The organism is Bacillus sp. OK048, assembly GCF_900103525.1.
In the GTDB taxonomy this organism is placed as follows: domain Bacteria; phylum Bacillota; class Bacilli; order Bacillales; family Cytobacillaceae; genus Neobacillus.
This window is the reverse complement of record NZ_FNHN01000002.1, coordinates 263,775-287,966: the sequence shown is the minus strand read 5'-3', so window position 1 is coordinate 287,966 and position 24,192 is coordinate 263,775. Positions and strand designations below refer to the sequence as shown.

Here is a 24,192-nt window from a genome sequence, read left to right as displayed (position 1 = left end):
ATGCGGATTATGGGATTAGATGTAGGCTCGAAGACAGTCGGTATTGCCATAAGTGATGAACTTGGCTGGACTGCACAGGGCCTCAAAACCCTCAAAATCGACGAGGAAAAAAATAAGTTTGGTTTTGAAGAAATTGGTCAATTAATAAAAGAGTATGGAATTAGTCAAGTTGTCATCGGTCTGCCAAAGAATATGAATGGTTCGATTGGACCCCGTGCTGAAGCGAGCAAGCGTTACGCAGAGCAAATTGAAGATCGATTTTTCGTTTCAACCATTTTGTGGGACGAGCGTTTAACGACAATGGCAGCGGAACGAGTTTTGCTTGAAGCGGATGTAAGCCGCAAAAAGCGGAAAAAAGTAATTGATAAAATGGCAGCAATGATGATTTTACAAGGCTATCTTGATAGCAAAAATTAATGAGGTGACGTTATGGAACACGGAGAAAATCAAATTACGATTGTAGATGAAAAAGGTAACGAACAATTATGTGAAGTACTATTTACATTTGAATCAGAGGACTTTGGAAAGTCGTACGTATTGTTTCAACAAGTTGGTGGAGTAGAAGACGATGAAGAAGGTCCAGAGATTCATGCCTATGCCTTCAATCCTAATGATGAGGACGGCGAAGGGGAATTAATCCCAATCGAAACCGAAGAAGAATGGGATATGGTTGAGGAAATGCTCAATACCTTCTATGATGAACAAGAAGACGACGAAGAATAAAACTATTAAGAACGATCCTAAAAACGGGGTCGTTTTTTTTGATACGTTTTGAATGCGCTTTCGCAGAAAAATTGACATTTTTCTCTCTTTATGCTGAAATAATATCTGATAAGCAATTTACTAATTTAAAAAAAGAGTTTGAAAGATATATGTTTCTGGGCTTATGGGAGGGTAATAATATGTCAACAGAAGAAACACACTCGAAAAAAGACGTAATTCGTAAAAAAATGCTTGAGCACCAAAGTGAAGCAAGAATTGTACGGAAAATTGTGCTAACGATTACCATCGTGACCGTCCTAATTTTAGGTATTATTGGCGGCGGGGGTTATTTTTACATTAAGTCTGCGCTCCAGCCGGTTGATAAGGATAATAAAACTCAAAAAAAGGTCGATATTCCTATTGGTTCATCGGTGACAGGGATCTCTGAAAAATTAGAGGAAAGCGGAATTATCAAAGATGCTAAAATCTTTAAATACTATGTAAAATTTAAAAATGAAGCAGGTTTTATGGCAGGGGAATATGAATTAAGTCCCTCGATGGAAATTCCAGAAATTATTAATCGCTTAAAAACTGGAAAAGTACTCCAACAGGCTGCCTTTCAGTTAACCATACCAGAAGGGAAACAATTAAAGGAAATTGCGCAAATCATGGGTGCTCCAGTAAATAAGTCTGAAGAAGAAGTTATGAATCAGTTAAACGACCGTACATTTATTCAAACGATGATGGCGAAATATCCTGATTTATTAACAACAGATATCTTAAACCCAAACATAAAATACCCTCTTGAAGGATATTTGTTTCCAGCAACCTATCCATTTTATAAGCAGAATCCTACTGTAGAAGAAATGGTTGATACTATGCTCCAACAAACGAGGAAGGTAGTAGCTTCCTATATGGAGGAAACGGACAATGAGGAGCTTACAGTCCACCAATTATTAACTTTGTCTTCTTTAATTGAAGAAGAGGCTACGGAAAAAGCAGACCGAAAAAAAATATCAAGCGTATTTTATAATCGAATCGAACAGGGGATGCCGCTGCAAACAGACCCAACTGTTCTTTATGCTCAAGGGAAACACAAAGAGCGAGTATTATATGTAGATTTAGAAGTGAAATCTCCCTATAATACTTACAAACATAAAGGTCTTCCACCTGGTCCAATCGCAAATGCAGGTAAGGATTCAATAGATGCAGCCATTCATCCTGAAGATACGAAGCATTTATACTTCCTTGCAACAGGTGAAGGGGATGTCGTTTTTACCAATACATTGGACGAGCATAATGCAGCAAAAGCGAAATATATTACCAATAATAATTAAGTTACATGGAGGGAATAGTTTTCTTTCCTCCTTGTTTGTGATAAAATAGTTCAAGTGTTTTATGAACAGGCAATAGCGTTTCTAAGAACGCTATTTTTTCATGTCTAAAGAGCTAAACAAGGACAATAGTGCTTTTAAAGGATAAAGGCAGGTGATGGCAGCTTGTTGAATGAAAAGCTGAATTCTTATATTGAGAAACTACTTCCAGGACGTGAATCATTATTTGTCGAAATGGAAAAGTATGCATTGGAAAATAAGGTACCGATCATGGAGCTTGTTGGGATTGAAGCTTTGCTGCAACTCTTAAGAATTCAAAATGCCAAAAAAATTCTCGAGGTAGGTACTGCTATCGGTTATTCAGCATTAAGAATGGCAGAGGCACTTCCAAATGCGTCAGTCGTAACGATTGAAAGGGATTTAGATAGAATTCATGCCGCTGAAGAATTTTTCGTACGCTCAAAGCACGGAGGCCAAATCCATTTGATAAAAGGTGATGCGCTTGAAGTGGAGGAGCTTGTAAGTGAACATGCACCGTACGATGCTATTTTTGTTGATGCTGCAAAAGGTCAATATCAAAAATTCTTTGAGATATATGCGAAGTACCTTTGTGATGATGGAATCATCATAACCGATAATGTTTTATTTAAAGGACTGGTAACTCAATCCGATATTGAATCGAAACGGATTCGTAACCTAGTCAAGAAAATAGATGGTTTTAACCAATGGCTGATGGATAATCTTGATTATCATACTGTCATTCTCCCCGTTGGAGATGGAATCGCAATTAGTAAAAAGAAGAGGTGAATCATGTTGAAAAAAACCGAGTTAATAGTTACTCCAGTATCAATAGACGATATTTCACCGCTGGCTGCTGCTGGTGCCGATGCGTTTGTCATTGGTGAACAGAGATATGGATTACGTTTAGCAGGTGAATTTAACAAAGATCAAGTAAAACAGGCTATTGAATTAGCACATGGACTGGGCAAAAAAGTCTATGTAGCGATTAATGCTATCTTCCATAATGAAAAAATAGCTGAGTTAAGTGATTATATTAAATTTGTCCAAGAGGCAAATGCGGATGCAATTATTTTTGGTGACCCTGCTGTATTAATGACTGCTCGTGAAGTCGCACCAAATATGAAGCTTCATTGGAGCACGGAAACACTTGGAACCAATTGGTTTTCGTGTAACTATTGGGGTAAAAAAGGCGCGAAAAGATCTGTTCTTGCCCGTGAAATCAATATGGATTCAATCGTGGAAATTAAAGAAAATGCTGAAGTTGAAATTGAGGTACAGGTGCATGGAATGAGCTGTATGTTCCAATCAAAACGTTCCCTACTAGGTAATTATTATGAGTATCAAGGGAAAGTAATGGAAATTGAAAACCGCAAAATAGAAAAAAATATGTTTTTACACGATAAAGAAAGAGAAAACAAATATCCAATTTTTGAAGACGAGAACGGCACCCATATTATGAGTCCGAATGATATTTGTATGATCGATGAGCTTCAGGAAATGTTAGAAGCCGGAGTCGATTCATTTAAAATTGATGGGATATTAAAGTCTTCCGAATATCTTCTTGAGGTAACAAAAGTATATCGTAAAGCGATTGACTTATTTTTTGAAGATCCTGATTTATACGAGGACAAAAAATATGATCTCTTAGTATCCATTGAGGAAATTCAGCCGCCAAATCGTAAATTAGATACAGGATTCTTTTTCAAAGAAACCGTTTATTAAGGAGGGGTTCATTCATGAATACTGTTAAAGATAATATTTCAGAAGTCATCAATGGTAAACGTATGATTGTGAAAAAACCAGAACTCCTTGCCCCAGCAGGAAATCTTGAAAAATTAAAAATTGCTGTTCAATATGGAGCAGATGCCGTATTTATCGGCGGTCAGGAATATGGTTTACGTTCTAATGCTGATAACTTTACATTTGAAGAAATGAAAGAAGGCGTAGAATACGCAAAAAAATATGGGGCAAAAATATACGTTACCACCAATATCTTTGCGCATAATGAGAACATTGATGGTTTAGAAGAATATATTCTCGGTTTAAAAGAAACGGGAATAGCCGGGATTATTGTAGCAGATCCATTAATTATCGAAACTTGCCGCAGGCTTGCACCGGAAATTGAAATTCATATCAGTACCCAGCAATCCATATCAAACTGGAAAACAGCTCAGTTTTGGAAAGAAAGCGGAGCAGAACGTGTCGTATTAGCCCGTGAAACAAGTGCAGAAGAAATTAGGGAAATGAAAGAAAAGGTCGATGTTGAAATTGAGATCTTTATTCATGGAGCTATGTGTATTGCCTATTCTGGACGTTGTACATTAAGTAATCACATGACTGCAAGGGATTCTAACCGTGGCGGCTGCTGCCAGTCTTGCCGCTGGGATTATGATTTATATCAGTTAGAGGGCAGCACAACAGAAGTGCCTCTTTATGGTGAGAATGATGCGCCATTTGCAATGAGTCCGATGGATCTTAACTTAATTCAAGCGATTCCTCAAATGGTTGAGCTCGGCATTGACAGCTTAAAAATAGAAGGCCGCATGAAGTCAATTCACTATATTGCAACGGTAGTAAGTGTTTATCGAAAAGTAATTGATGCTTATTGTGCAGACCCTGACCATTTTGTGATTAAGCGTGAGTGGTTAGAAGAGTTGGATAAATGTGCTAACCGGGAAACAGCACCAGCATTTTTTGAAGGAGTTCCTGGGTATAAAGAGCAAATGTTTGGTAATCATAGCAACAAGACAAAGTTTGAATTTGTCGGTCTTGTGTTGGATTATAACGAAGAAACACAAATGGTTACCCTTCAACAGCGAAACCACTTTAAACCTGGTCAGGAAGTAGAATTCTTTGGTCCAGAAATTCAAAACTTTACACATGTGATTGATAAAATTTGGGATGAAAAAGGTAATGAATTGGATGCTGCTAGACATCCGCTTCAAATTGTACAATTTAAATTGGACAAACCGGTTTACCCTAACAACATGATGCGAAAGGAGAACTAGGGTGATGCGCAAACCGGTTGTTATTGGTGTTACCGGAGGTTCCGGTTCAGGAAAAACCAGTGTTACAAAAGCAATTTATGAAAGCTTTAAAGGTCATTCAATTACGATGCTTCAACAAGACTTTTATTATAAAGACCAAAGTGATTTACCATTTGAAGAACGTTTAAAGACGAATTATGACCATCCATTTGCATTCGATAATGATTTACTCGTCGAACATCTTGAAAAGCTGCTGCGGTACGAGCCTATCGAAAAACCAGTGTATGATTATTCACAGCATACCCGTTCAAAAGAAATTATTGCAGTTGATCCAAAAGATGTTATTATTTTAGAAGGTATCCTTGTATTGGAAGATGAACGGTTACGAAATCTGATGGACATCAAGCTATTTGTTGACACAGACGCTGATATTCGAATTATTAGGCGATTATCACGTGACATTAAAGAGCGTGGACGTACTTTAGATTCTGTAATCGATCAATATACCAATGTCGTTCGTCCGATGCACAACCAATTTATTGAACCCACCAAGAGATATGCAGATGTCATTATCCCTGAAGGTGGTCAAAATCATGTAGCGATTGATTTAATGGTCACAAAAGTTCAAACAATTCTTGAACAAAAGTCATTTTTATGACACAATAGCCTAAAGATTAGGTTACAATGAATCCATATTGGATGAATACAAGTTGCGCGCCCTTCTAAAAGGACGCGCTGCTATGTATTTATGTGATACCTACATAACAAAATTAAACACAGTCTATGGGGGATTGTGAAGAATAGAAGGAGTGAGAAGTTTTGGCGATAGAAAAAATATTTCCAATGACGCAGGCAGGAAAAGATAAACTTATGCAGGAGCTTGACCATTTAAAATCTGTTAAGCGTAAAGAAGTGGTAGAAAGAATTAAAATTGCTAGAAGTTTCGGGGATTTATCCGAAAATTCCGAATACGATTCTGCTAAAGAAGAACAAGCTTTTGTTGAAGGACGGATTACCACTTTAGAAAATATGATTCGTAATGCAAAAATTATTGAAGAAGGCGATATGGCGACTGATTCTGTTACACTAGGTAGATCGGTTACGTTTGTTGAACTTCCCGATGGAGATGAAGAAACGTATACCATTGTTGGTAGTGCAGAGGCAGATCCGTTTGAAGGGAAAATCTCCAACGATTCTCCTATTGCAAAAAGCTTACTCGGTAAAAAAGTTGGCAATCAAGTATCAGTTCAAACACCCGGTGGTGAAATGAGCGTTCGGATAGTCTCAATTAAATAATTGATTTTTTTGCTTTATGTTTGAAATAGAAACACCTCGTCAAAACTTTTGACGAGGTGTTTTTTTATGATACGTAGACGAATTAAAGGTTTACTCTTCCTTTGTGTTGCTGGGCTGCTAGTACTTATGGCTAGATTGATTCAAATTCAGTTAGTTCAAACAGAGTCATTTTCAAAGCATAATGTTAATTTATTGGAAGAAAGTGTCCAGCAACGAACACAAGAATTAGTGATTGACAATGGCCGAGGTAATTTTTTTGATCGAAATGGAGAAATGCTAACCCATAAAAAAGTCTCAGTCTTGGTCCTGTTTCCCTTTTTGAAAAATATGAATTGGGATATTGGAGCTGTCTCAACAATTTCTGGGATTTCAGAGGTAAAGTTAAAAGACGCATTGGATCAAGCGACAAAACCATTTGCAGTGGGAGAACCAGAGCCAGTAGAGTTGACCTCCACACAAATGGAGAAAATTAATAAACTAGAGATACCTGGTGTATTTGCGATTGAAAAGAAATTTGAACGAAAAGAAATTCCAGCTGAGCAATTACTTGGTCTAACTGGAGAAAATGTGATGGAATTAAAGAAACGCTATCCCAATAAGGATCTTTCAGAAAAAACACTCATTGGTGTTTCGGGTCTTGAAGAAAGCTTTGATGAATTTTTACTTCCAGAGGGAAAATCAAAACTTGTCTATCACGTTGACGGAGGCGGAGCACCGTTATTTGGGATTAATGTAAAGTATGTGGATCCTGCAAATCCGTTTTATCCAGTAAATATAAGAACAACCATTGATAAAAGTTTACAGCAAAAATCAGAGGATTTAGTGGACAAGCATGGTATTAATAAAGGAGGATTAGTGCTCCTTGATATTGAAAGCAATAGTGTCTTAGCATCTGTTTCACGACCGGCTATTAATCAAAAGGATCCGTATAGCGGCTCGGGAATTACCAACAGAATGATTAAACAAGAAATTTTGGGGTCAATTTTTAAGACCGTCGTTGCAGCTGCAGCCATTGACCAAAATCTTGATGTCCCCACCCGCTTATTTAATTGTAGTCAAAAAATTAATGGCGAACCTGAATTAAAATATAACTATGGAATGCTCTCCTTTACAGAAAGCTTTGCACGAAGCTGTAACCGAACTTTCGGTGAGTTAGCAAAAGAACTTCAAAAGAAAGATAAAGATATGCTGGTGGATTACGCTGAGAAATTATCTTTAACTGGGACTGTCGGTTGGCAGGGTGAAGTCTATCATACAAACAATTTTAAGCAGCTTTTGGATGAAGATAAAGGAAGAGTGTTTTTAACAGAAGATGCAAAAAAAGATCCGAACTTTTCAGCAATGTCGGGGATTGGGCAGCATGAGGTTCGGGCTACACCTCTAGCTGTTGCCAATATGATGGCCACGATTGCCAGAGGTGGTAAAAAGGAAATGGTTAGAACTGCTTCAAAAATTGAGTATAAAAATGGATCAACGATGGTTGCCTTTGAAAAAAAAGAATTACCTGGTGACATGATTTCGCCTTACAGTGCTATGAAATTACAGAAATTGTTAAGAGAGGTAGTTGTCAATCCAAATGGGACCGGAAAATGGTTTCAAGATCTACCTTACGAGGTTGCTGGAAAATCTGGAACTGCAGAGACAGGAAAATATGAAAATGATAAACAACTTCATAATAAATGGTTCGCTGGTTATTTTCCATACCAAAATCCTAAATACGCGCTGGTTGCAGTAAATCTGGATGTACTTGACACAGAAGGCGGCGTAAATTTACTATTTGCAGATATGGTCAAAATGTTATTTGAGAACGATAAAGGAACTCCATAAGGGATATCCCTTCAGGTTTTTTTTCTTTCATGTTAGAATATTGAAGACCTTATTTTTGGGAGTGATATCGATGAGTAACGATTTCCAATCTGGCTCACGTTCAAGTTATCGGGCTAAAAGAAAGAAAACAAATATCATTTTAAATAGTCTAATTGTTCTTGTTCTTGCACTAATTTTCTTTGTTGCCTACACCATTTTTTTATCAGGTGACGATAAAGCTACAACGAAAAAAGATGAGCCAAAAACGGAAAATCAAGCAGTAATTAAAAAAGATAAAGATACCGAGAAGAAAGAGAAAGGTAGCGGAACGGCTAAAGAGACTGCTGCCGAACAAGGTACGGATGAAGATAGTAAAGAAGCTACAGTACCAGCACAGGAGGATGGTTCACAGGCAGTAGTTACGGATGGTGATGGATCTTCGAACGTACTGAAAACGATTGAGAACCCTGCATGGAAGCCTGTAGGGACTGTGCAAACGGGCGAACATACAACTGTTTATGATAAATCCTCTGTCGATTGGCAGGAAATGCTAAAGGCTGTTTCGTATGCTACTGGACTAGAAGACAGCAATATGACGGTTTATTGGTTTGGTCGCGATAAAGTATCTGGAAATGGATACTTTAGTACGGTTGCGTCTAAAGACAAATCTTTTAAATACAATGTTTACCTGCAATGGGTTGACGGGCAAGGCTGGAAACCTGTCAAGGTGGAAGAACTTTCCGAAATAAAAGTAGAATAGGATGGTACTCCCATCCTAATTTTTGTTCGGCTGCAGCGCCTAGGTGCTGCGGTTTTCTATTTACGTTTAAAGTGAACGACTGCGCTATAGAATCTCTGACCTTTTTCGCTAACATACATTTGATGAGAAACTGAATGTACACCTAAAAGAATAGCTTTATTTTCCTCAATCTTTTCTTCTATCCTCTTTTCCAAAACCTTAAGTTCTGTTGCTTCAAAAAATTCTACCCTATCCTCGATAAAATCCAGTTGAAAATTCATCATAATCATCAATCATCCTTTCCCTATGTACATTTTAGTTATTAATCACCTTGTAAGCAATTAGTGGTGAAGAAAAAATATACTAACATTTAAACTTTTAATTCATAGTATACATATAGGAATTATTAGTTGAATAGTCATGGAGGAACGCAGGATGGGACGTGAATTTTTAGATGTATTTGAACAATGGGCAGATTCATATGATGAAAGTATTGGCGGACAAAATCGTGAATATAAAGAAGTTTTTTGGGGGTATGACCAAATATTAGATTCTGTCACAGCACGTTCAAAGGGACATGTGGTTGAATTTGGTGTAGGAACGGGAAACTTGACGATAAACTTGCTTAATGCAGGCTTAATTGTAACGGGTATAGAGCCTTCTGCTCCGATGAGGGCCATTGCAGAAACTAAACTAGGGACGAATGTGAAAATTATCGACGGTGATTTCCTTCATTTTCCTGAAATAATAAATGTCGATACCATTGTCTCCACCTATGCATTTCATCATTTAACCGATGTGGAAAAAGAAGAAGCTATTGCCAAATATGGAAAGTTGCTTTCAAAAGGTGGTAGAATAGTGTTTGCGGATACGATGTTTGAATCAGTGGAAGATTATAAAAATGCAATCGTAAAAGCAAGAGAAGAAGGCTTTCATAACTTGGCGAATGATTTGGAAACAGAATACTATACAACTATTCCAATTTTAAAAACTATTTTAGAAAAAAATGGGTTTAGTGCTAGATTTAGTCGATGCAATGATTTTGTCTGGTTAATGGAAGGTGAAAAACAATAGAGAGAGGTTTATACATGAAAATTGCCATCATCGGAGCAATGGAAGAAGAAGTAAAATTACTACGAGACAATATTGAGGGGCAAACACAAGAAACAATTGCAGGCTGCGAGTTTACCTTTGGACAAATGAATGGTGCAGAGGTGATTTTGCTACGTTCAGGAATTGGAAAAGTAAATGCCGCGATGTCCACAACTATTTTGCTTGAAAAATATAAGCCGGATTGCATTATTAATACAGGGTCAGCAGGAGGATATAATCCTGAATTAAATGTAGGGGATGCTGTTATTTCTACAGAAGTCCGGCATCATGATGTCGATGTCACTGCCTTCGGCTATGAATACGGTCAGGTTCCACAGCTTCCTGCAGCTTTCAGAGCAGACGAAAAGTTAATTACAATAGCAGAAAGTGCAGCTAAAGACCTTAGTAAATTCCAAATTGTTAAAGGGTTAATCGCTACGGGAGATTCTTTCATGGAAAATCCAGAACGTGTGGAGTTTGTTCGTTCCAAGTTTGAAAAATTGCAGGCAGTAGAAATGGAAGCAGCTGCAATTGCACAAGTTGCCCATCGATTTGGTGTTCCATTTGTCATCATTCGTTCCTTATCAGATATTGCTGGTAAAGAATCTGAAATTTCCTTTGATCAATTTATCGACCAAGCAGCCACCCATTCAGCTACCTTGGTGATGAAAATGGTAGCAGCTTTAGGGTAGTCAGCTTTAGAAAGTGGTGGGAAAGTGAAAGTATACAAAAATGTCCATGAATTGATAGGACATACACCGATTGTGGAAATATCACGGTTTTCTCTACCAAAAGGTGTACGTATATTTGCAAAGCTGGAATTCATGAACCCGGGTGGTAGTGTTAAGGATCGTCTCGGTATAGAGCTAGTGAGAGAGGCCTTTGAAAGCGGTAAGCTAAAAGAAGGCGGAACGATAATCGAACCGACTGCTGGTAATACTGGGATTGGTCTAGCTCTTGCCGCATTAAACAAAGGCGTACAGGTAATTTTATGTGTACCTGAGAAATTCAGTATCGAAAAACAAGAATTAATGAAAGCCCTCGGTGCAAAAATTGTTCATACATCTTCAGAAAAAGGAATGAGAGGAGCAATCGCGAAAGCGAACGAGCTTCTTACTGAAATTCCTGGATCTTATTGTCCACAGCAATTTGGCAATCCTGCCAATCCAGAAACCTATTATAAAACACTTGGACCAGAACTTTGGGAACAAATGGATGGCAACATAGGCCTATTTGTTGCTGGTGCAGGTACTGGCGGTACTTTTATGGGCACGGCGCGTTACTTAAAAGATCAGGATAAAGAAATTAAAACTGTTATTGTCGAACCTGAAGGCTCGATATTAAACGGTGGTGAACCAGGTCCGCATAAGACTGAGGGGATTGGGATGGAATTTCTTCCAGGGTATATGGAACCGGATTATTTTGATGCCATTCATACCATATCTGATGAGGATGCCTTTAGCTTAGTGAAAGATTTAGCAGCGAAGGAGGGGCTATTAGTTGGCAGTTCCTCCGGGGCAGCCTTTAAAGCTGCATTGTTGGAAGCAGAAGTTGCCAAAGCAGGGACGAATATAGTCGTTATTTTCCCAGATGGAAGTGAACGCTATTTAAGTAAGAAGATTTATGAAGGTGGGATTTAGGTGAAAAGAAAAACCAAATTAATTCATGGCGGGATTAGCACCGACCCGGCAACAGGTGCAGTTTCATTCCCCATTTATCAAGTGAGTACCTATAAACAAGAAGGCGTAGGCGTTCATAAAGGATATGAGTATTCTAGAACAGGAAATCCTACTCGATTTGCTCTTGAGGAGCTTATTAAGGACCTTGAGGGCGGTCAGGCAGGATTTGCCTTTGGATCCGGAATGGCTGCTATGACAGCTGTTATGATGCTCTTTAATAGTGGTGACCATGTAATTTTAACAGATGATGTTTATGGCGGCTCATTTCGAGTCATGACAAAAGTGTTAAACCGTTTAGGAATCGATTCAACTTTTGTTGATACTAGTAACCTAAAGGAAATTTCAGCTGCAATCAAACCAAATACACGGGCGATACATTTAGAAACTCCGACAAATCCACTCTTGAAAATTACGGATATTAAAGAAGTGACAAAGCTTGCGAAAGAACATGGTTTGTTAACGATTGTTGATAATACCTTCTCAACACCTTATTGGCAAAATCCAATTGAGCTTGGTGCTGATATTGTTCTCCATAGTGCTACAAAATATTTAGGCGGTCACAGTGATGTTGTAGCAGGTTTAGCAGTGGTTAATAGTAAAAAGCTTGCTGAAGACCTTCATTTTGTTCAGAACTCGACTGGCGGCGTCCTAGGTCCACAAGACTCTTGGCTGTTAATTCGGGGGATTAAGACATTAGGTATTCGAATGGAGGAAACAGAAAAGAATACCGCTGCCATTGTCGATTTTCTACAAGGACACCAGGCAGTAAAAAAAGTATTTTATCCAGGATTGGAAACACATCCGAATCATGCTATTGCAAAAAAACAGGTAAGAGGATTTGGTGGTATGGTATCGTTTGATGTGGGCAGTGCAGAAAATGCGGATAAACTATTAAGTAAAATTCATTATTTTACGCTAGCTGAAAGTCTTGGCGCTGTTGAAAGTCTGATATCTGTACCAGCAAGAATGACTCATGCTTCGATACCAGCAGAGCGTCGAGCTGAATTGGGTATCACTGATGGACTTGTAAGGATATCAGTAGGGCTTGAGGACGTAGAAGATTTAATTGACGATTTAACACAAGCACTTGAATAAGAAAACTTGACCGGCTGAAAAGCCGGATTATTTTTTTTCTCCCTGTTTTTCTAAAATTTACATCCACATAAGTGTCCGCTTTTATGTTAAGGTAGTTTAGTAGATTTTAAGAAAAGCAGGTGACCAACAGTGGACAAACAAACAAAAAATATCTATGAAAAAATGGTTGATTTTAAACAATTTGCTGTCGTCTTACTCGCTGTCGGTGTATTTTTCTATTTAGGTGTAATCATTCCAACAAACTCAAGTACTGAGATGGATGTAAATATAATGATGATCTCTTCCATGTCTTTTTTAGCCGTTTCAATTTTACTTTTTATCCAATCAAAAAAATGTCAGCTAAAACTTTTGGATATGGAAAATAGCAGCAAAAGATAAGCGTTCCTTAAAGGGACGTTTATTTTTTTTGCACTAATCCCATTTAGGCAATTTAATTATTTTTTTAAAAAATTTAAAAAAGTGGTTTACAAAGGGAAGGTAGGTGGATATAATTACCGTAGTTAGTAAAAAATTCCGAAGGAGGTCGAAGTAAAATGATGATGAACTTAATGATTGCTAACATTGGAACTGCTACTGGTACAACAACTGGATATTTGAATAATTTGCATTCGACCAACAGGAATGGATTGCTTAACTAATTGATTTTTAGTTATCTTACATATCCATGCCGCAGGGGGAGTGCTGCCCTGCGGTATTTTTGTGCCTAAAAACTGGCCGCAAGGGAGTAATTTCTTGCGGCCTTTTTGCGCCTAAATATTGGATATGATTAACAAAATTGTTATTGAAAGGAAGTGGTACTTATGACACTAAATATATTTTTTATTTCCATTACATTCAAAAAACGCCAAGAAAGTCTTCACCAAGCAACTCGAAATGAAACGATTGAAAAACTTTATGAGCATAACAAAGATCGTCAAGCTTCTGTGTATCATTTAATGTAAAACCCTTCATGGGAGGTGATAGTCATGACCTTAAATATTTTTTTCATATCCATTACCATCAAAAAACAAGAGATGAGTATTGAAGAAGAAATACACCAAGAAAATATCAAGAAAATATATGAAGATATGAAAGATCGTCAAATATCTGTTCATCGTATTAGGTAGTAAGGCTTTAACATGATAAAAGAGAAAGGTGGTTTTTACAAATGATATATTTAGTTCAAAAACGTAGAGCATGCTTATGGAGTATAAAAGATACCACCTAGTTAAACTTGGAAGGAGATAGAGAGATGCCAGTTCATTCCTTTTTATTATTTATTTTTTTAAAGAAGAAAAAAACCTGAAATAATATCATAACTCAACATAATTGTTAATCAAGATCATTATTTGTTAACAAAATGTTCACATCCCCCTAAGTTAGATACTGTGAAAATATGATAAATTCGAAGTAGATAAAAGGATCTATCTTAAGGGGTGGAGAATATGTTCATGGTTGTGATGGCCTTGGTCATTACTGGAGCAATTGCCAGTGTGATAACGGCAGAATTGAGCGTAGAATAAATGAAAAAGCATTGATCTTTAATTAGGTCAATGCTTTTTTTTCTATATATGATAAAAAGCATTAATTTTCTTGGACAGACACAATATCCCTGTTTCTAACATAGGAATTAATAATAGGCAAAGCCCAAAAAAGCACGGGGGTGGATGTAGATGGCAGGGATTTTCACAGCACTTGGTTATCTCATAAAGGAATTTTTATTTCTTGTCTCTTATGTAAAAAACAATGCTTTTCCGCAGCCCCTATCTGCTGCCGATGAAAGGAAATACCTACGGTTAATGGCGGAAGGGGACGCACATGCTCGTAATATGTTGATTGAACATAATTTACGGCTTGTCGCTCATATTGTTAAAAAGTTTGAAAACACTGGGGAAGATTCAGAAGACTTAATTTCAATAGGAACGATTGGTTTAATTAAGGCGATTGAGAGTTACTCAGAAGGAAAGGGAACAAAGCTAGCAACTTATGCGGCCCGTTGTATAGAAAACGAGATACTCATGCATTTGCGTGCACTAAAGAAGACGAAGAAAGATGTTTCTTTGCATGACCCAATTGGACAGGATAAAGAAGGGAATGAAATCTCACTCATTGATGTACTCAAATCAGAATCGGAAGATGTAATTGATACAATTCAGTTAAATATGGAACTTGAAAAAATCCGTAAATATATCGATGTCCTTGATGACAGAGAAAAAGAAGTAATCGTTGGCCGGTTTGGTCTAGATTTGCAAAAGGAAAAGACCCAGCGAGAAATCGCTAAAGAATTGGGAATTTCGAGAAGCTATGTATCGAGGATAGAAAAGCGAGCGTTAATGAAAATGTTTCATGAATTTTATCGAGCTGAAAAAGAGCGGAAGAAAAAGAACTAGCAGAGCCGGGGTCATTTCCGTCTCTGTTTTTAATTTTTGCAGACGCTAATAATAGAATTTTTCAGATAATATATTATAATGAAAAGGTACATAGATAAGGGGGTAACAAAATGACATCCACTACATATTCTGATGTTTGGAATCTTGATGTGTTTTTTAAAGGCGGGAGCAATTCAGCTGAATTAGCGGACCATTTAAAAGTTACAAAGCAATTAATTGAGCACTTCGAAACAAAGGTAAAGAACTGGAATCCACGGGGTACATTCGAGGATAAGATCTATCTTAAAGAATTACTATCAGACTTTGAACAAGCTGGTAAAAAACTTCGCCAGGCAAGTGCCTTTGTCGGCTGCTTACAAGCACAAAATACAGAGGATAAAAACGCTTATGCGCTTGAGGCAACCGTAACGGGGCTAAGTGCCACTTTTCAAACTGCTCTAAGTACATTTGACAACTTATTATCATCGATCCATGATGAGGTTTGGGGTCAAGTTATAGAAGATGGGTACCTTTCAGAGTTAACGTTCGCACTGACTGAGAGGCGTGAACGTGCAAAAGAGAAGTTATCGATTGAGGAAGAAGCATTAATAAGCGCACTAGGTGTGGATGGCTACCATAGCTGGGGGCAATTGTATGATTTGATTGTTAGTAAAATAAAGATCCCTGTCGAGGAAAATGGCGAAGTAAAGCAGCTTTCCGTCGGGCAGGCATCAAATAAATTTTCTAGCTCGGATAGAGAAGTAAGGAAAGCCGTTTTTGAAAGCTGGGAGAAGTCCTGGAATGAGCAAGCTGATTATTTATCGAAAACCTTAAATCATCTTTCAGGATTCCGGTTAAACGTATATAAAAAACGTGGTTGGGAAGATGTATTAAAAGAACCATTAGCGATTAACCGAATGAAAAATGAAACATTGGAAACCATGTGGGCAGTAATCTCGGAAAATAAGCAGCCGCTTGTTGAGTATTTGAATCGAAAAGCGAAACTTTTAGGGATTGAAAAATTAAGCTGGTTTGATTTAGATGCTCCATATGGTTCTACGGAATCAAAGGTTTCTTTCCAAGAGGGTGCTGAATTTATCGAACAAAATTTTGCTCTTTTTGGAGAAAAAATGTCTGCTTTTGCTAAGAAAGCATTTGAGGATCAATGGATTGAGGCGGAAGACCGTCCTGGAAAAGCTCCAGGTGGTTTCTGTACTGGATTCCCGGAAAGTGAAGAATCACGTATTTTCATGACCTATTCGGGTACTCCTTCGAATGTTTCAACCCTTGCACATGAGCTTGGGCATGGCTTCCATTCCTATGCGATGCGAGGAGTACATTATCTGAACCGCGGATATGCGATGAATGTTGCAGAAACGGCATCTACATTTGCAGAAATGATTGTTGCTGATGCTGCTGTGAAAAATGCGAAGGACGAAGAAGAAAAACTTGCTTTACTTGATGATAAAATTCAAAGAACGGTTGCTCTTTTGATGAATATCCATGCCCGTTTCCTATTTGAAACTCGTTTTTATGAGGAGAGAAAAAGCGGTCCAGTGTCAGTTGAAACCTTAAATGAATTAATGACGGGAGCACAAAAAGAAGCATATTGTGAGGCTTTGGACGAATATCATCCATTATTCTGGGCATCAAAGCTTCATTTCTTCATCACGGGTGTACCGTTTTATAATTTTCCTTATACATTTGGCTATTTGTTCTCACTTGGAATTTATGCACAGGCACTTGAGGAGGGTACAGGATACGAAGAAAAGTATATCGCCTTATTAAGAGATACAGCGTCAATGACCGTTGAGGATTTGGCCGCCAAGCACTTACAGGTGGATTTAGTTCAAAAAGATTTCTGGGAAAAGGCAGTTCGTATCTGCATAGACGATATTGATGAGTTCCTTCAATTAACTGAAAATAAATAAAAATTAAGCCCAGCAGATTCTGCTGGGCTTTTCGCTTTAAACTTTTCTAAGTCTAAATGGGCTAACCATTAGGAATGATAAAATGATGATGATAAATAAAAATGTTTGTGACGGAACGTAAGGAATGGCTAAAAAGCTTAAGGTTGCTAAGCAGCCTGCTGCTGTAATAGGTAAGCCAGTAAAATACCCATTACTCTCTGAGATATTAAAGCGTGCTAGTCTAAAGGCACCACAGCCAATATAGAAAACCGTAAAAAATGATCCCGGACCGCCAAATTCATGTAAAATTCCTTGATATAGTAATAGTGCTGGGGCCACTCCAAATGATATAATATCACTCATGGAATCTAATTGTTTGCCTAGCTCTGATTCAATACTAAATTTCCTTGCGACCATTCCATCAAAGCGATCGGCGAGTGCCGCAATAAAAATTAATAGCAAACTCAATCGTAAATTACCTTCCATGGCAAAGATAATCGCAAAACCACCAAAGGATAAATTTGTTAAAGTAATGACATTTGCAGTTTGGGACTTAAGTTTCTTAATCGTAGAATCAAAAACGTCTAATAAAAACATTTTGCTCCACACTCCTTTTCAATAAGCCGGAAGAGAACTTTATTTATTTTAATCTATTATATTTAATATTAAGCTTTTTAAGCCATTTCGTAAAGAGTATTTTTACACTTTTTGGGGGTCTTGTAATGTTAAAGTATGCATATCGTTTTATGATAGAGCTAACTAATGGAAAATGGTCATCGGTTATTTTGCAGCGATTTGCTCGTTCACGGGCGAGTAAATTTGTTGTTCCTTCGTTTGCCAAAATCTATAAAATAAATCAGTCAGAGATGGAAAAAACTTTGCATGAATATCCAACTCTACATGATTTCTTTATTAGAACGCTCAAAAGAGAAGCTCGTATGGTTGATCCTAGTGAAACTACTGTGGTTAGCCCTGTCGATGCCGTCATCGAGGATGTCGGTCCTATTAATCAAACGAGTGAAATCATTGTCAAAGGTAAGACATATTCAATAGTAGAGATGTTAGGAAGTCAAGAGACTGCAAATAAGTATTTACATGGTACATATATGATCTTATATTTAAGTCCCAGTCATTACCATCGGATCCATAGTCCTGTAAATGGAACGATTGTTAAACAGTGGAGTCTTGGCTCTAAATCATATCCAGTTAATAAGATGGGTTTAAAATATGGGGTCAGAACTTTAGCTAAGAATTACCGAATGATAACAGAAGTAAATACCCTCTATGGGCATACTGCCATTGTTAAAGTGGGTGCGATGTTTGTTAACTCAATCGAAACGACTCATACAGGATCAAAGCTTGAAAAAGGGACGGAAATGGCCTACTTTAGTTTCGGATCCACAGTTGTTTTGGTGTTTGAAAAAGGAATTTTCCAACTGGAATCCTCTATTCACACACCAAAGGACATTAAAATTGGTGAAAAGATAGGAGTCTTTCAGAAGACAAAAGAAAAAGCCCTCTAAGGGGCAGAATTAATTCTTACGAAGAAATCTTCATTTTTTTTAATAAAGATCGGCGATCTATTTCTGTTTCAATTAGCTCAATAAACTCGGGAGATAGATTTAGTTCTCTTGCTTTATAGTAGGATTCGATTAATAACTCATCTGACAGTTTACGCAAGCCAGAATGCACCTCCATATGAAAAATAAATGGTACTAAAAACATAGAATGAAGCATAAAATGGTAGGTTCAATTGGTGTACCCTAAATCTACCAAAATAAAGGGAATTGGACAACCTTTCCAATTATTCACAATTAGCAGTGGATAACTTGTGATTAATTTGTTTATAAAGTTTTAAAAAGTAACTGAAACAATGGGTATAATGTTAATAACTTTATCCACAGCAGGGTAAAAACCAGGATTTTGTCGAAAAATATTTATAATATTTAGGAATACTTCATAAAGTCTTCATTTTTTTTGTGAAATTTGCTGGCCTTAGCAAATAATAATACTGCCTTCTTTTCTAGATATATTTTGATACTAAAGTGAAAATTGGGTATGATGGTACAGATAAACAGATGTTTAATTAATGAGGTGTAAGCTTAGTGTTAAAAAATTTTTTACCTGATGAGCATGTTAAGAGCATATTGGATATACGTCCTGAAGATTTGAAAAAAAGAGGGATTAGAGGTATTATTACAGATTTAGATAATACGCTCGTGGAATGGGATCGGCCAAATGCCACCCCCGAGCTTATCAAATGGTTTGAACAAATAAAAAAGCACAATATACTTGTTACCATTGTTTCTAATAATAATGAATTACGGGTAAAGGAATTCTCTGATCCATTACAAATTCCGTTTATTTTTCGAGCACGTAAACCAATGGTGCGTGCATTTTATCAAGCACTTTCCCAAATGGGAATTAAAAAGGAAGAAGCTGTTGTTATTGGGGATCAATTATTAACGGATGTTTTAGGTGGAAATAGAAGCGGATTTCATACGATTCTTGTAGTACCTGTTGCGCAAACAGATGGTTTTTTTACGAAATTTAATCGTTTTACGGAGCGAAGAATTTTAAATTGGTTCAGGAAAAAAGGCATGATTCAATGGGAGGATTAAAGTGTGAGTGAACAAGAGCAATATATATGTATGGGCTGTGGGGTAAAAGTTCAAACTGAAAACCCAGAGGAATTAGGATATGCACCGTCGTCAGCACTCGAAAAAGAAGCGATTATTTGTCAACGCTGTTTTCGACTAAAGCATTACAATGAGGTTCAGGATGTTAGTTTAACCGATGATGACTTCCTGAAAATTTTAAATGGTATTGGCCAGACGGATGCACTAATTGTGATGATTGTTGATATTTTTGACTTTAATGGCAGCTGGCTTCCAGGTTTGCACCGATTTGTAGGCAAAAATAAAATCGTACTTGTTGGTAATAAGGTGGACTTACTGCCCAAATCAGTCAAACACAATAAACTGATTAACTGGATGAAACAAGAATCAAAAGAACTTGGCTTAAGGCCAGAAGAAGTATTTTTAGTCAGTGCAGAAAAAGGGAAGTTCATCAGAGAAACTGCTGCTGCCATCGATGAAATGCGAAATGGAAAAGATGTCTATGTTGTAGGATGTACGAATGTAGGGAAATCTACATTTATTAATAGGATTATTAAAGAGGTTACTGGTGAAGGTGATATTATTACTACATCTCACTTTCCTGGGACTACTTTAGATATCATTAAAATTCCGCTCGAGGATGGCAAAGCACTGATCGATTCACCTGGAATCATCAATCATCACCAAATGGCTCACTTTGTCGATAAGAAGGATCTAAAAGTGATTACCCCTAAAAAGGAAATAAAGCCAAAGGTGTTTCAATTGAATGAAGGACAAACACTATTTTTTGGTGGATTAGCGAGATTTGACTTTATTAGCGGGGCCCGAGCTTCATTTGTCTGTCACGTTTCAAATGAAATTAATATCCATCGCACAAAAATAGAAAATGCCGATGAATTATATAGAAACCACGTAGGTGAAATGTTAGCTCCACCTCGAAAAGATGAAATGGATGGATTTCCAGAGTTAGTAAAACAAGAATTTATGATTAAGGAAGCAAAAACGGATGTAGTGTTTTCTGGACTTGGATGGGTAACGATTAACGAACCGGGGATAAAAATTGCAGCATACGTGCCGAAGGGTGTACAAACCTTAATACGAAAATCTTTGATTTAGAGATAAGGTAAATGGGGGAGAAACAGGTTGAAAAAACTATTTGCAGTTTTGGGAGATCCAATTGGCCACTCGATGTCACCAAGTATGCATAATGATTTATTATCACTTTATCAAATCGATGCCCATTATCATCCCTTTAAAGTCAGTAAAGAAGAGTTGCATACAGCTGTAAGTGGGTTAAAGGCGATAGGCATCTCTGGGTTTAATGTGACAGTACCTCATAAAAGCTCAATCATTCCTTTTTTAGATGAAATTGATCCATTGGCTTTAAGCATCGGTGCAGTAAATACTGTGGTAAATGAAAACGGAAAATTAATTGGCTATAATACGGATGGATACGGATTTCTAAAGGGATTACATGCGTATATCATATCGTTATCAGATAAAAAGGTACTAGTAATTGGAGCTGGCGGGGCAGCGAGAGCCATTTATTTTACAATGGCGAAAATGAAACCCCAAGTGATTGACATCGCTAACCGCACCATTGATAAAGCAGTAGACCTCATTGAGGCTTGCCCGTTTGATACCTCCTCAAAAGCATTATCTTTAGAAGAGGCAGGAGAACAATTGGCGGAATATGATATTGTCATTCAGACAACGATGATAGGAATGAAGCCTAATATTTCAGAAATGCCGATCAGTTTAAAATACTTAAAACCACAATCATTGGTTTGTGATATAATATACAATCCACTAGAAACACAATTTTTAAGGGAAGCAAAGCAAAAAGGTGCAACGATACAAAACGGAATAGATATGTTTGTTTATCAAGGAGCACTAGCTTTTGAAAAATGGACAGGAATTTTCCCAGATGTAAAAAGAATGAGAGAGAATGTACTAAAATTGTTGGAGGCGTGAAATGTTAACAGGTAAACAAAAGAGGTTTTTAAGGTCAAAAGCACATCATTTAGATCCTATCTTTCAAGTAGGAAAAGGTGGAGTAAATGAAAATATGGTAAAGCAGGTAGCAGATGCTTTAGAAGCACGAGAGCTTTTTAAAATAAGTGTTTTGCAAAATTGCGAAGAAGATAAAAACGTAGTTGCCGAGCAGCTTGCTGAAGGAACGGGCGCTGAAATCGTTCAAGTAATTGGAAATACAATCGTACTTTACAAAGAATCGGTGGAAAAGAAGCAAATCTCACTCCCATAGTAAAGGAGGGTTCGTCATGGCAAAGATTGGGATTTTGGGAGGGACGTTTGACCCGCCTCATTATGGACATTTGTTAATTGCAAATGAGGTACTCTCTGAACTTAATCTGGATGAAATTTGGTTTATGCCAAACCAAGAGCCTCCTCACAAGCAAAAATCAGAATCAGTTGAAAATAGTGACCGTTTGCAAATGCTAGAGCTTGCGATTAGGGAAAACCCTGCATTTACTATTGAAAAGATTGAGCTAGAAAGAACTGGTCCTTCATACACTGTCGATACAATGAAAATATTAAATGAGCGATTCCCTGACCATCAATTTTTTTTCATTATCGGTGCAGATATGATTGAGTACCTGCCTAAATGGCATAAGATTGACGAATTGATTGAGCTCGTACAATTTGTTGGAGTCGAACGAACAAGATATAGCTCGGAAACGGATTATCCTATTACCTACGTAGATATACCGGCTTTTGAGGTTTCGTCCAGTATGATCAGAGAGCGTGTTCAACTAGGTAAGACGGTTCGCTATTTATTACCCGACAAGGTCATTGATTTTATTAGGGAGAAGCATTTATATGAAACGTGAAGAAGCTTTAACTATTGTAAAACTACATTTGACTGACCATCGATATCAGCATACATTGGGGGTCATGGAGAGTGCTATTTCTTTGGCAAAACAATACGGTGCTGATGAAAAAAAGGCAGAATTAGCGGCAATCTTTCATGACTATGCGAAATTTCGTCCTAAGGATGAAATGAGAGAAATCATTGAAGAGCAAAATTTCCCTCAAGATTTACTCCAGTATAATTCGGAGCTGTGGCATGCACCCACAGGCGCCTTTTTAGTCGAAAAGGAAGCAGGTATCACGGATAAGGAAATCTTGGATGCTATTCGCTATCATACATCAGGAAGACCAGCAATGACTTTGTTGGATAAGATCATCTATTTAGCGGATTATATTGAACCAGGTCGTCATTTTCCAGGAGTAGATGAAGTAAGAGCGATGGCAAAACAAAATTTGGACACTGCCTTAATACAAGCGGTTAAAAATACAATCCTTTTCTTAATGAAAAGGAATCAGCCGGTTTATCCGGCTAGTTTTCAAACATATAATGATCTCATTATGAGACAGGAGGACTGATTAATGTCTAACCAAAAGTTATTAAAAATTGCTGTAAAGGCTGCGGATGATAAAAGAGCAGAAGATATTCTAGCGCTAAATATGCAGGGAATCTCCTTGATTGCTGACTATTTTATTATTTGTCATGGGAATTCTGACAAACAAGTTCAGGCGATTGCAAGAGAAATTAAAGCAAAAGCAGAGGAAAACGGATATAATGTGCGTAGAATGGAAGGCTTTGATGAGGCGACATGGATCTTAATTGACCTTGGAGATGTGATTGCACATGTTTTCCACCGTGACGAGAGAAGTTACTATAAGTTAGAACGCTTATGGGGCGATGCACCTTTAGAGGATATACGCAGTGAGCTTACCACATGAGTTATGAACACTTTGCCTATCTTTATGACGAGCTCATGCAAGACGCTCCATATGATGAATGGGTTAGATTTGTAAAAGAAAAATTGCAAACATATCAAGTGGATGGTAAAAATCTGCTTGATTTGGCTTGTGGGACGGGAGAGCTCTCCGTTCGTTTTGCTAAGGAGGGCTTTTCGGTTACCGGTGTTGATTTATCAGCTGATATGCTTGCGGTTGCACAGGCGAAGGCGCAGGAGGAAGGATTGCGAATTCCTTTCTTTGAGCAGAACATGGCAAATTTAGAAGGGCATGGAGAATTCGATGTTATTGGGATTTTTTGTGATTCGTTAAATTACTTACGATCAGATGAAGATGTATTACATACTTTTACCAGTACGTACGAACACCTAAAGGAAAATGGCATATTTATTTTTGATGTCCACTCTACTTATAAAATTTCTGATGTTTTTATTGATCAAACCTTTGCAAGTACGGAGGATTATGTATCTTATATTTGGAATAGCTTTTCCGGTGAGCTGCCAGATAGTGTGGAACATGAATTAAGTTTTTTTGTTTTAGATGAACAAACTGGTAAATATGATCGTTTCGATGAACTTCATTATCAAAGAACTTATCCTATTCAACAGTATACGGATTGGTTAGTGGAAGCAGGATTTGAATTACTCGAAGTCTGTGCTGATTTTGATACAAAAGAACCGCAATCAAATTCAGAGAGAATATTTTTTATTGCAAGAAAAAAGCCATCATTGTAAAAAAATGATGGCTTTTTTAAAAATAAAGGAGGATTTTGACAAAAT

General features: G+C 37.4%; 31 protein-coding genes. 28 read left to right on the top strand and 3 right to left on the bottom strand.

From position 1 onward, the window contains the following. From ruvX to BLR86_RS04820, 10 genes are all read left to right on the top strand, one after another. A complete protein-coding gene (ruvX, locus tag BLR86_RS04865; protein WP_090758858.1) occupies nt 1-417 on the top strand; it encodes a Holliday junction resolvase RuvX in 417 nt (138 codons plus the stop codon). Nucleotides 418-429: 12 nt separating this feature from the next. Then, complete coding sequence (locus tag BLR86_RS04860) at nt 430-723, top strand: DUF1292 domain-containing protein (RefSeq protein ID WP_090758856.1); 294 nt, start codon at nt 430-432, stop codon at nt 721-723. Nucleotides 724-902: 179 nt separating this feature from the next. Continuing rightward, nucleotides 903-2,039, top strand: coding sequence for an endolytic transglycosylase MltG (gene mltG, locus BLR86_RS04855; RefSeq protein WP_090758855.1), 1,137 nt, complete (start codon nt 903-905; stop codon nt 2,037-2,039). 162 nt (nt 2,040-2,201) lie between these two features. Next, nucleotides 2,202-2,843, top strand: a complete 642-nt coding sequence (locus BLR86_RS04850) for an O-methyltransferase (RefSeq protein WP_090758853.1) — start codon at nt 2,202-2,204, stop codon at nt 2,841-2,843. A gap of 6 nt (nt 2,844-2,849) precedes the next feature. Further along, nucleotides 2,850-3,779, top strand: a complete 930-nt coding sequence (locus tag BLR86_RS04845) for a peptidase U32 family protein (protein ID WP_090759435.1) — start codon at nt 2,850-2,852, stop codon at nt 3,777-3,779. Between the two features lie 14 nt (nt 3,780-3,793). Next, complete coding sequence (locus tag BLR86_RS04840; protein WP_090758850.1) at nt 3,794-5,065, top strand: peptidase U32 family protein; 1,272 nt, start codon at nt 3,794-3,796, stop codon at nt 5,063-5,065. A 1-nt stretch (nt 5,066) separates the two neighbouring features. Next, entirely contained in the window at nt 5,067-5,702 is a 636-nt protein-coding gene (gene udk, locus BLR86_RS04835; RefSeq protein ID WP_090758848.1) for a uridine kinase, read from the top strand. A gap of 161 nt (nt 5,703-5,863) precedes the next feature. Next, nucleotides 5,864-6,340 (top strand): transcription elongation factor GreA, encoded by a 477-nt coding sequence (gene greA, locus BLR86_RS04830; RefSeq protein WP_090758845.1) that lies wholly within the window; start codon nt 5,864-5,866, stop codon nt 6,338-6,340. A 66-nt stretch (nt 6,341-6,406) separates the two neighbouring features. Then, complete coding sequence (locus tag BLR86_RS04825; RefSeq protein WP_090758843.1) at nt 6,407-8,167, top strand: peptidoglycan D,D-transpeptidase FtsI family protein; 1,761 nt, start codon at nt 6,407-6,409, stop codon at nt 8,165-8,167. 70 nt (nt 8,168-8,237) lie between these two features. Then, complete coding sequence (locus BLR86_RS04820) at nt 8,238-8,906, top strand: YrrS family protein (protein ID WP_090758840.1); 669 nt, start codon at nt 8,238-8,240, stop codon at nt 8,904-8,906. Nucleotides 8,907-8,962: 56 nt separating this feature from the next. On the opposite strand, the gene BLR86_RS04815 is transcribed toward BLR86_RS04820, so the two are convergent. Then, nucleotides 8,963-9,166 carry a DUF2536 family protein gene (locus tag BLR86_RS04815; RefSeq protein WP_090759433.1) on the bottom strand — a complete coding sequence of 68 codons (204 nt, stop codon included), beginning with the start codon at nt 9,164-9,166 and terminating at the stop codon, nt 8,963-8,965. 154 nt (nt 9,167-9,320) lie between these two features. On the opposite strand from BLR86_RS04815, the gene BLR86_RS04810 reads away from it, so the two are divergent. From BLR86_RS04810 to BLR86_RS04770, 9 genes are all read left to right on the top strand, one after another. After that, nucleotides 9,321-9,959 carry a class I SAM-dependent methyltransferase gene (locus BLR86_RS04810; protein ID WP_090758839.1) on the top strand — a complete coding sequence of 213 codons (639 nt, stop codon included), beginning with the start codon at nt 9,321-9,323 and terminating at the stop codon, nt 9,957-9,959. Between the two features lie 14 nt (nt 9,960-9,973). Then, nucleotides 9,974-10,669: a 5'-methylthioadenosine/S-adenosylhomocysteine nucleosidase gene (gene mtnN / locus BLR86_RS04805; RefSeq protein WP_090758837.1), complete on the top strand. Its 696-nt coding sequence runs from the start codon at nt 9,974-9,976 to the stop codon at nt 10,667-10,669. A gap of 24 nt (nt 10,670-10,693) precedes the next feature. Further along, complete coding sequence (locus tag BLR86_RS04800; protein WP_090758835.1) at nt 10,694-11,617, top strand: PLP-dependent cysteine synthase family protein; 924 nt, start codon at nt 10,694-10,696, stop codon at nt 11,615-11,617. Then, nucleotides 11,618-12,751, top strand: coding sequence for a bifunctional cystathionine gamma-lyase/homocysteine desulfhydrase (locus tag BLR86_RS04795; RefSeq protein WP_090758833.1), 1,134 nt, complete (start codon nt 11,618-11,620; stop codon nt 12,749-12,751). It begins immediately after the preceding gene. A 129-nt stretch (nt 12,752-12,880) separates the two neighbouring features. After that, nucleotides 12,881-13,129, top strand: coding sequence for a YrhC family protein (locus BLR86_RS04790; RefSeq protein WP_090758831.1), 249 nt, complete (start codon nt 12,881-12,883; stop codon nt 13,127-13,129). 422 nt (nt 13,130-13,551) lie between these two features. Beyond that, the gene (locus BLR86_RS26935; RefSeq protein ID WP_090758829.1) at nt 13,552-13,692 is read left to right on the top strand and encodes a YrzI family small protein; all 141 of its coding nucleotides are present in this window, start codon (nt 13,552-13,554) and stop codon (nt 13,690-13,692) included. Between the two features lie 24 nt (nt 13,693-13,716). Then, nucleotides 13,717-13,857 (top strand): YrzI family small protein, encoded by a 141-nt coding sequence (locus BLR86_RS04780; protein ID WP_090758827.1) that lies wholly within the window; start codon nt 13,717-13,719, stop codon nt 13,855-13,857. Nucleotides 13,858-14,403: 546 nt separating this feature from the next. Continuing rightward, entirely contained in the window at nt 14,404-15,120 is a 717-nt protein-coding gene (gene sigK, locus BLR86_RS04775) for an RNA polymerase sporulation sigma factor SigK (RefSeq protein ID WP_090758825.1), read from the top strand. A gap of 110 nt (nt 15,121-15,230) precedes the next feature. Next, nucleotides 15,231-17,030, top strand: a complete 1,800-nt coding sequence (locus BLR86_RS04770) for a M3 family oligoendopeptidase (protein WP_090758824.1) — start codon at nt 15,231-15,233, stop codon at nt 17,028-17,030. Nucleotides 17,031-17,066: 36 nt separating this feature from the next. Here BLR86_RS04770 and pssA read toward each other — a convergent pair whose 3' ends face one another. Next, on the bottom strand, nt 17,067-17,606 hold the full coding sequence (pssA, locus tag BLR86_RS04765) for a CDP-diacylglycerol--serine O-phosphatidyltransferase (RefSeq protein WP_090758823.1): 540 nt from the start codon (nt 17,604-17,606) through the stop codon (nt 17,067-17,069). 125 nt (nt 17,607-17,731) lie between these two features. On the opposite strand from pssA, the gene BLR86_RS04760 reads away from it, so the two are divergent. Continuing rightward, nucleotides 17,732-18,532 (top strand): phosphatidylserine decarboxylase, encoded by an 801-nt coding sequence (locus BLR86_RS04760; RefSeq protein WP_090758822.1) that lies wholly within the window; start codon nt 17,732-17,734, stop codon nt 18,530-18,532. Nucleotides 18,533-18,548: 16 nt separating this feature from the next. Here the strand turns inward: BLR86_RS04760 and BLR86_RS04755 are convergent, their stop codons facing one another. Then, nucleotides 18,549-18,689, bottom strand: a complete 141-nt coding sequence (locus tag BLR86_RS04755) for a sporulation histidine kinase inhibitor Sda (RefSeq protein ID WP_090758821.1) — start codon at nt 18,687-18,689, stop codon at nt 18,549-18,551. 425 nt (nt 18,690-19,114) lie between these two features. On the opposite strand from BLR86_RS04755, the gene BLR86_RS04750 reads away from it, so the two are divergent. From BLR86_RS04750 to BLR86_RS04715, 8 genes are read left to right on the top strand one after another with little or no spacing between them, the layout of a single operon-like run. Next, nucleotides 19,115-19,630 (top strand): YqeG family HAD IIIA-type phosphatase, encoded by a 516-nt coding sequence (locus BLR86_RS04750; protein WP_090758815.1) that lies wholly within the window; start codon nt 19,115-19,117, stop codon nt 19,628-19,630. A gap of 30 nt (nt 19,631-19,660) precedes the next feature. Next, nucleotides 19,661-20,743: a ribosome biogenesis GTPase YqeH gene (yqeH, locus tag BLR86_RS04745; protein ID WP_217642363.1), complete on the top strand. Its 1,083-nt coding sequence runs from the start codon at nt 19,661-19,663 to the stop codon at nt 20,741-20,743. A 27-nt stretch (nt 20,744-20,770) separates the two neighbouring features. Further along, nucleotides 20,771-21,601: a shikimate dehydrogenase gene (gene aroE, locus BLR86_RS04740; protein ID WP_090758813.1), complete on the top strand. Its 831-nt coding sequence runs from the start codon at nt 20,771-20,773 to the stop codon at nt 21,599-21,601. Between the two features lies 1 nt (nt 21,602). After that, nucleotides 21,603-21,893 (top strand): ribosome assembly RNA-binding protein YhbY, encoded by a 291-nt coding sequence (gene yhbY / locus BLR86_RS04735; protein WP_090758810.1) that lies wholly within the window; start codon nt 21,603-21,605, stop codon nt 21,891-21,893. A 16-nt stretch (nt 21,894-21,909) separates the two neighbouring features. Next, entirely contained in the window at nt 21,910-22,479 is a 570-nt protein-coding gene (locus tag BLR86_RS04730) for a nicotinate-nucleotide adenylyltransferase (protein WP_090758808.1), read from the top strand. Then, complete coding sequence (gene yqeK, locus BLR86_RS04725) at nt 22,469-23,035, top strand: bis(5'-nucleosyl)-tetraphosphatase (symmetrical) YqeK (protein ID WP_090758805.1); 567 nt, start codon at nt 22,469-22,471, stop codon at nt 23,033-23,035. Before BLR86_RS04730 ends, yqeK begins: the two co-directional genes overlap by 11 nt. Nucleotides 23,036-23,038: 3 nt before the next feature. Further along, nucleotides 23,039-23,395: a ribosome silencing factor gene (rsfS, locus tag BLR86_RS04720; RefSeq protein WP_090758804.1), complete on the top strand. Its 357-nt coding sequence runs from the start codon at nt 23,039-23,041 to the stop codon at nt 23,393-23,395. Beyond that, on the top strand, nt 23,392-24,147 hold the full coding sequence (locus BLR86_RS04715) for a class I SAM-dependent DNA methyltransferase (RefSeq protein WP_090758803.1): 756 nt from the start codon (nt 23,392-23,394) through the stop codon (nt 24,145-24,147). The genes rsfS and BLR86_RS04715 overlap by 4 nt, the downstream gene beginning before the upstream one ends. The last annotated feature ends 45 nt before the right edge of the window (nt 24,148-24,192 follow it).

What these genes read in the sequence shown, in the direction of transcription:
- ruvX (WP_090758858.1), top strand. Translation starts at nt 1, where the DNA reads ATGCGGATTATGGGATTAGATGTAGGCTCGAAGACAGTCGGTATTGCC.
- BLR86_RS04860 (WP_090758856.1), top strand. Translation starts at nt 430, where the DNA reads ATGGAACACGGAGAAAATCAAATTACGATTGTAGATGAAAAAGGTAAC.
- mltG (WP_090758855.1), top strand. Translation starts at nt 903, where the DNA reads ATGTCAACAGAAGAAACACACTCGAAAAAAGACGTAATTCGTAAAAAA.
- BLR86_RS04840 (WP_090758850.1), top strand. Translation starts at nt 3,794, where the DNA reads ATGAATACTGTTAAAGATAATATTTCAGAAGTCATCAATGGTAAACGT.
- BLR86_RS04825 (WP_090758843.1), top strand. Translation starts at nt 6,407, where the DNA reads ATGATACGTAGACGAATTAAAGGTTTACTCTTCCTTTGTGTTGCTGGG.
- BLR86_RS04820 (WP_090758840.1), top strand. Translation starts at nt 8,238, where the DNA reads ATGAGTAACGATTTCCAATCTGGCTCACGTTCAAGTTATCGGGCTAAA.
- BLR86_RS04815 (WP_090759433.1), bottom strand. Translation starts at nt 9,166, where the DNA reads ATGAATTTTCAACTGGATTTTATCGAGGATAGGGTAGAATTTTTTGAA.
- BLR86_RS04810 (WP_090758839.1), top strand. Translation starts at nt 9,321, where the DNA reads ATGGGACGTGAATTTTTAGATGTATTTGAACAATGGGCAGATTCATAT.
- mtnN (WP_090758837.1), top strand. Translation starts at nt 9,974, where the DNA reads ATGAAAATTGCCATCATCGGAGCAATGGAAGAAGAAGTAAAATTACTA.
- BLR86_RS26935 (WP_090758829.1), top strand. Translation starts at nt 13,552, where the DNA reads ATGACACTAAATATATTTTTTATTTCCATTACATTCAAAAAACGCCAA.
- BLR86_RS04780 (WP_090758827.1), top strand. Translation starts at nt 13,717, where the DNA reads ATGACCTTAAATATTTTTTTCATATCCATTACCATCAAAAAACAAGAG.
- sigK (WP_090758825.1), top strand. Translation starts at nt 14,404, where the DNA reads ATGGCAGGGATTTTCACAGCACTTGGTTATCTCATAAAGGAATTTTTA.
- BLR86_RS04770 (WP_090758824.1), top strand. Translation starts at nt 15,231, where the DNA reads ATGACATCCACTACATATTCTGATGTTTGGAATCTTGATGTGTTTTTT.
- pssA (WP_090758823.1), bottom strand. Translation starts at nt 17,606, where the DNA reads ATGTTTTTATTAGACGTTTTTGATTCTACGATTAAGAAACTTAAGTCC.
- BLR86_RS04760 (WP_090758822.1), top strand. Translation starts at nt 17,732, where the DNA reads ATGTTAAAGTATGCATATCGTTTTATGATAGAGCTAACTAATGGAAAA.
- yqeH (WP_217642363.1), top strand. Translation starts at nt 19,661, where the DNA reads ATGGGCTGTGGGGTAAAAGTTCAAACTGAAAACCCAGAGGAATTAGGA.
- yhbY (WP_090758810.1), top strand. Translation starts at nt 21,603, where the DNA reads ATGTTAACAGGTAAACAAAAGAGGTTTTTAAGGTCAAAAGCACATCAT.
- BLR86_RS04730 (WP_090758808.1), top strand. Translation starts at nt 21,910, where the DNA reads ATGGCAAAGATTGGGATTTTGGGAGGGACGTTTGACCCGCCTCATTAT.
- yqeK (WP_090758805.1), top strand. Translation starts at nt 22,469, where the DNA reads ATGAAACGTGAAGAAGCTTTAACTATTGTAAAACTACATTTGACTGAC.
- rsfS (WP_090758804.1), top strand. Translation starts at nt 23,039, where the DNA reads ATGTCTAACCAAAAGTTATTAAAAATTGCTGTAAAGGCTGCGGATGAT.
- BLR86_RS04715 (WP_090758803.1), top strand. Translation starts at nt 23,392, where the DNA reads ATGAGTTATGAACACTTTGCCTATCTTTATGACGAGCTCATGCAAGAC.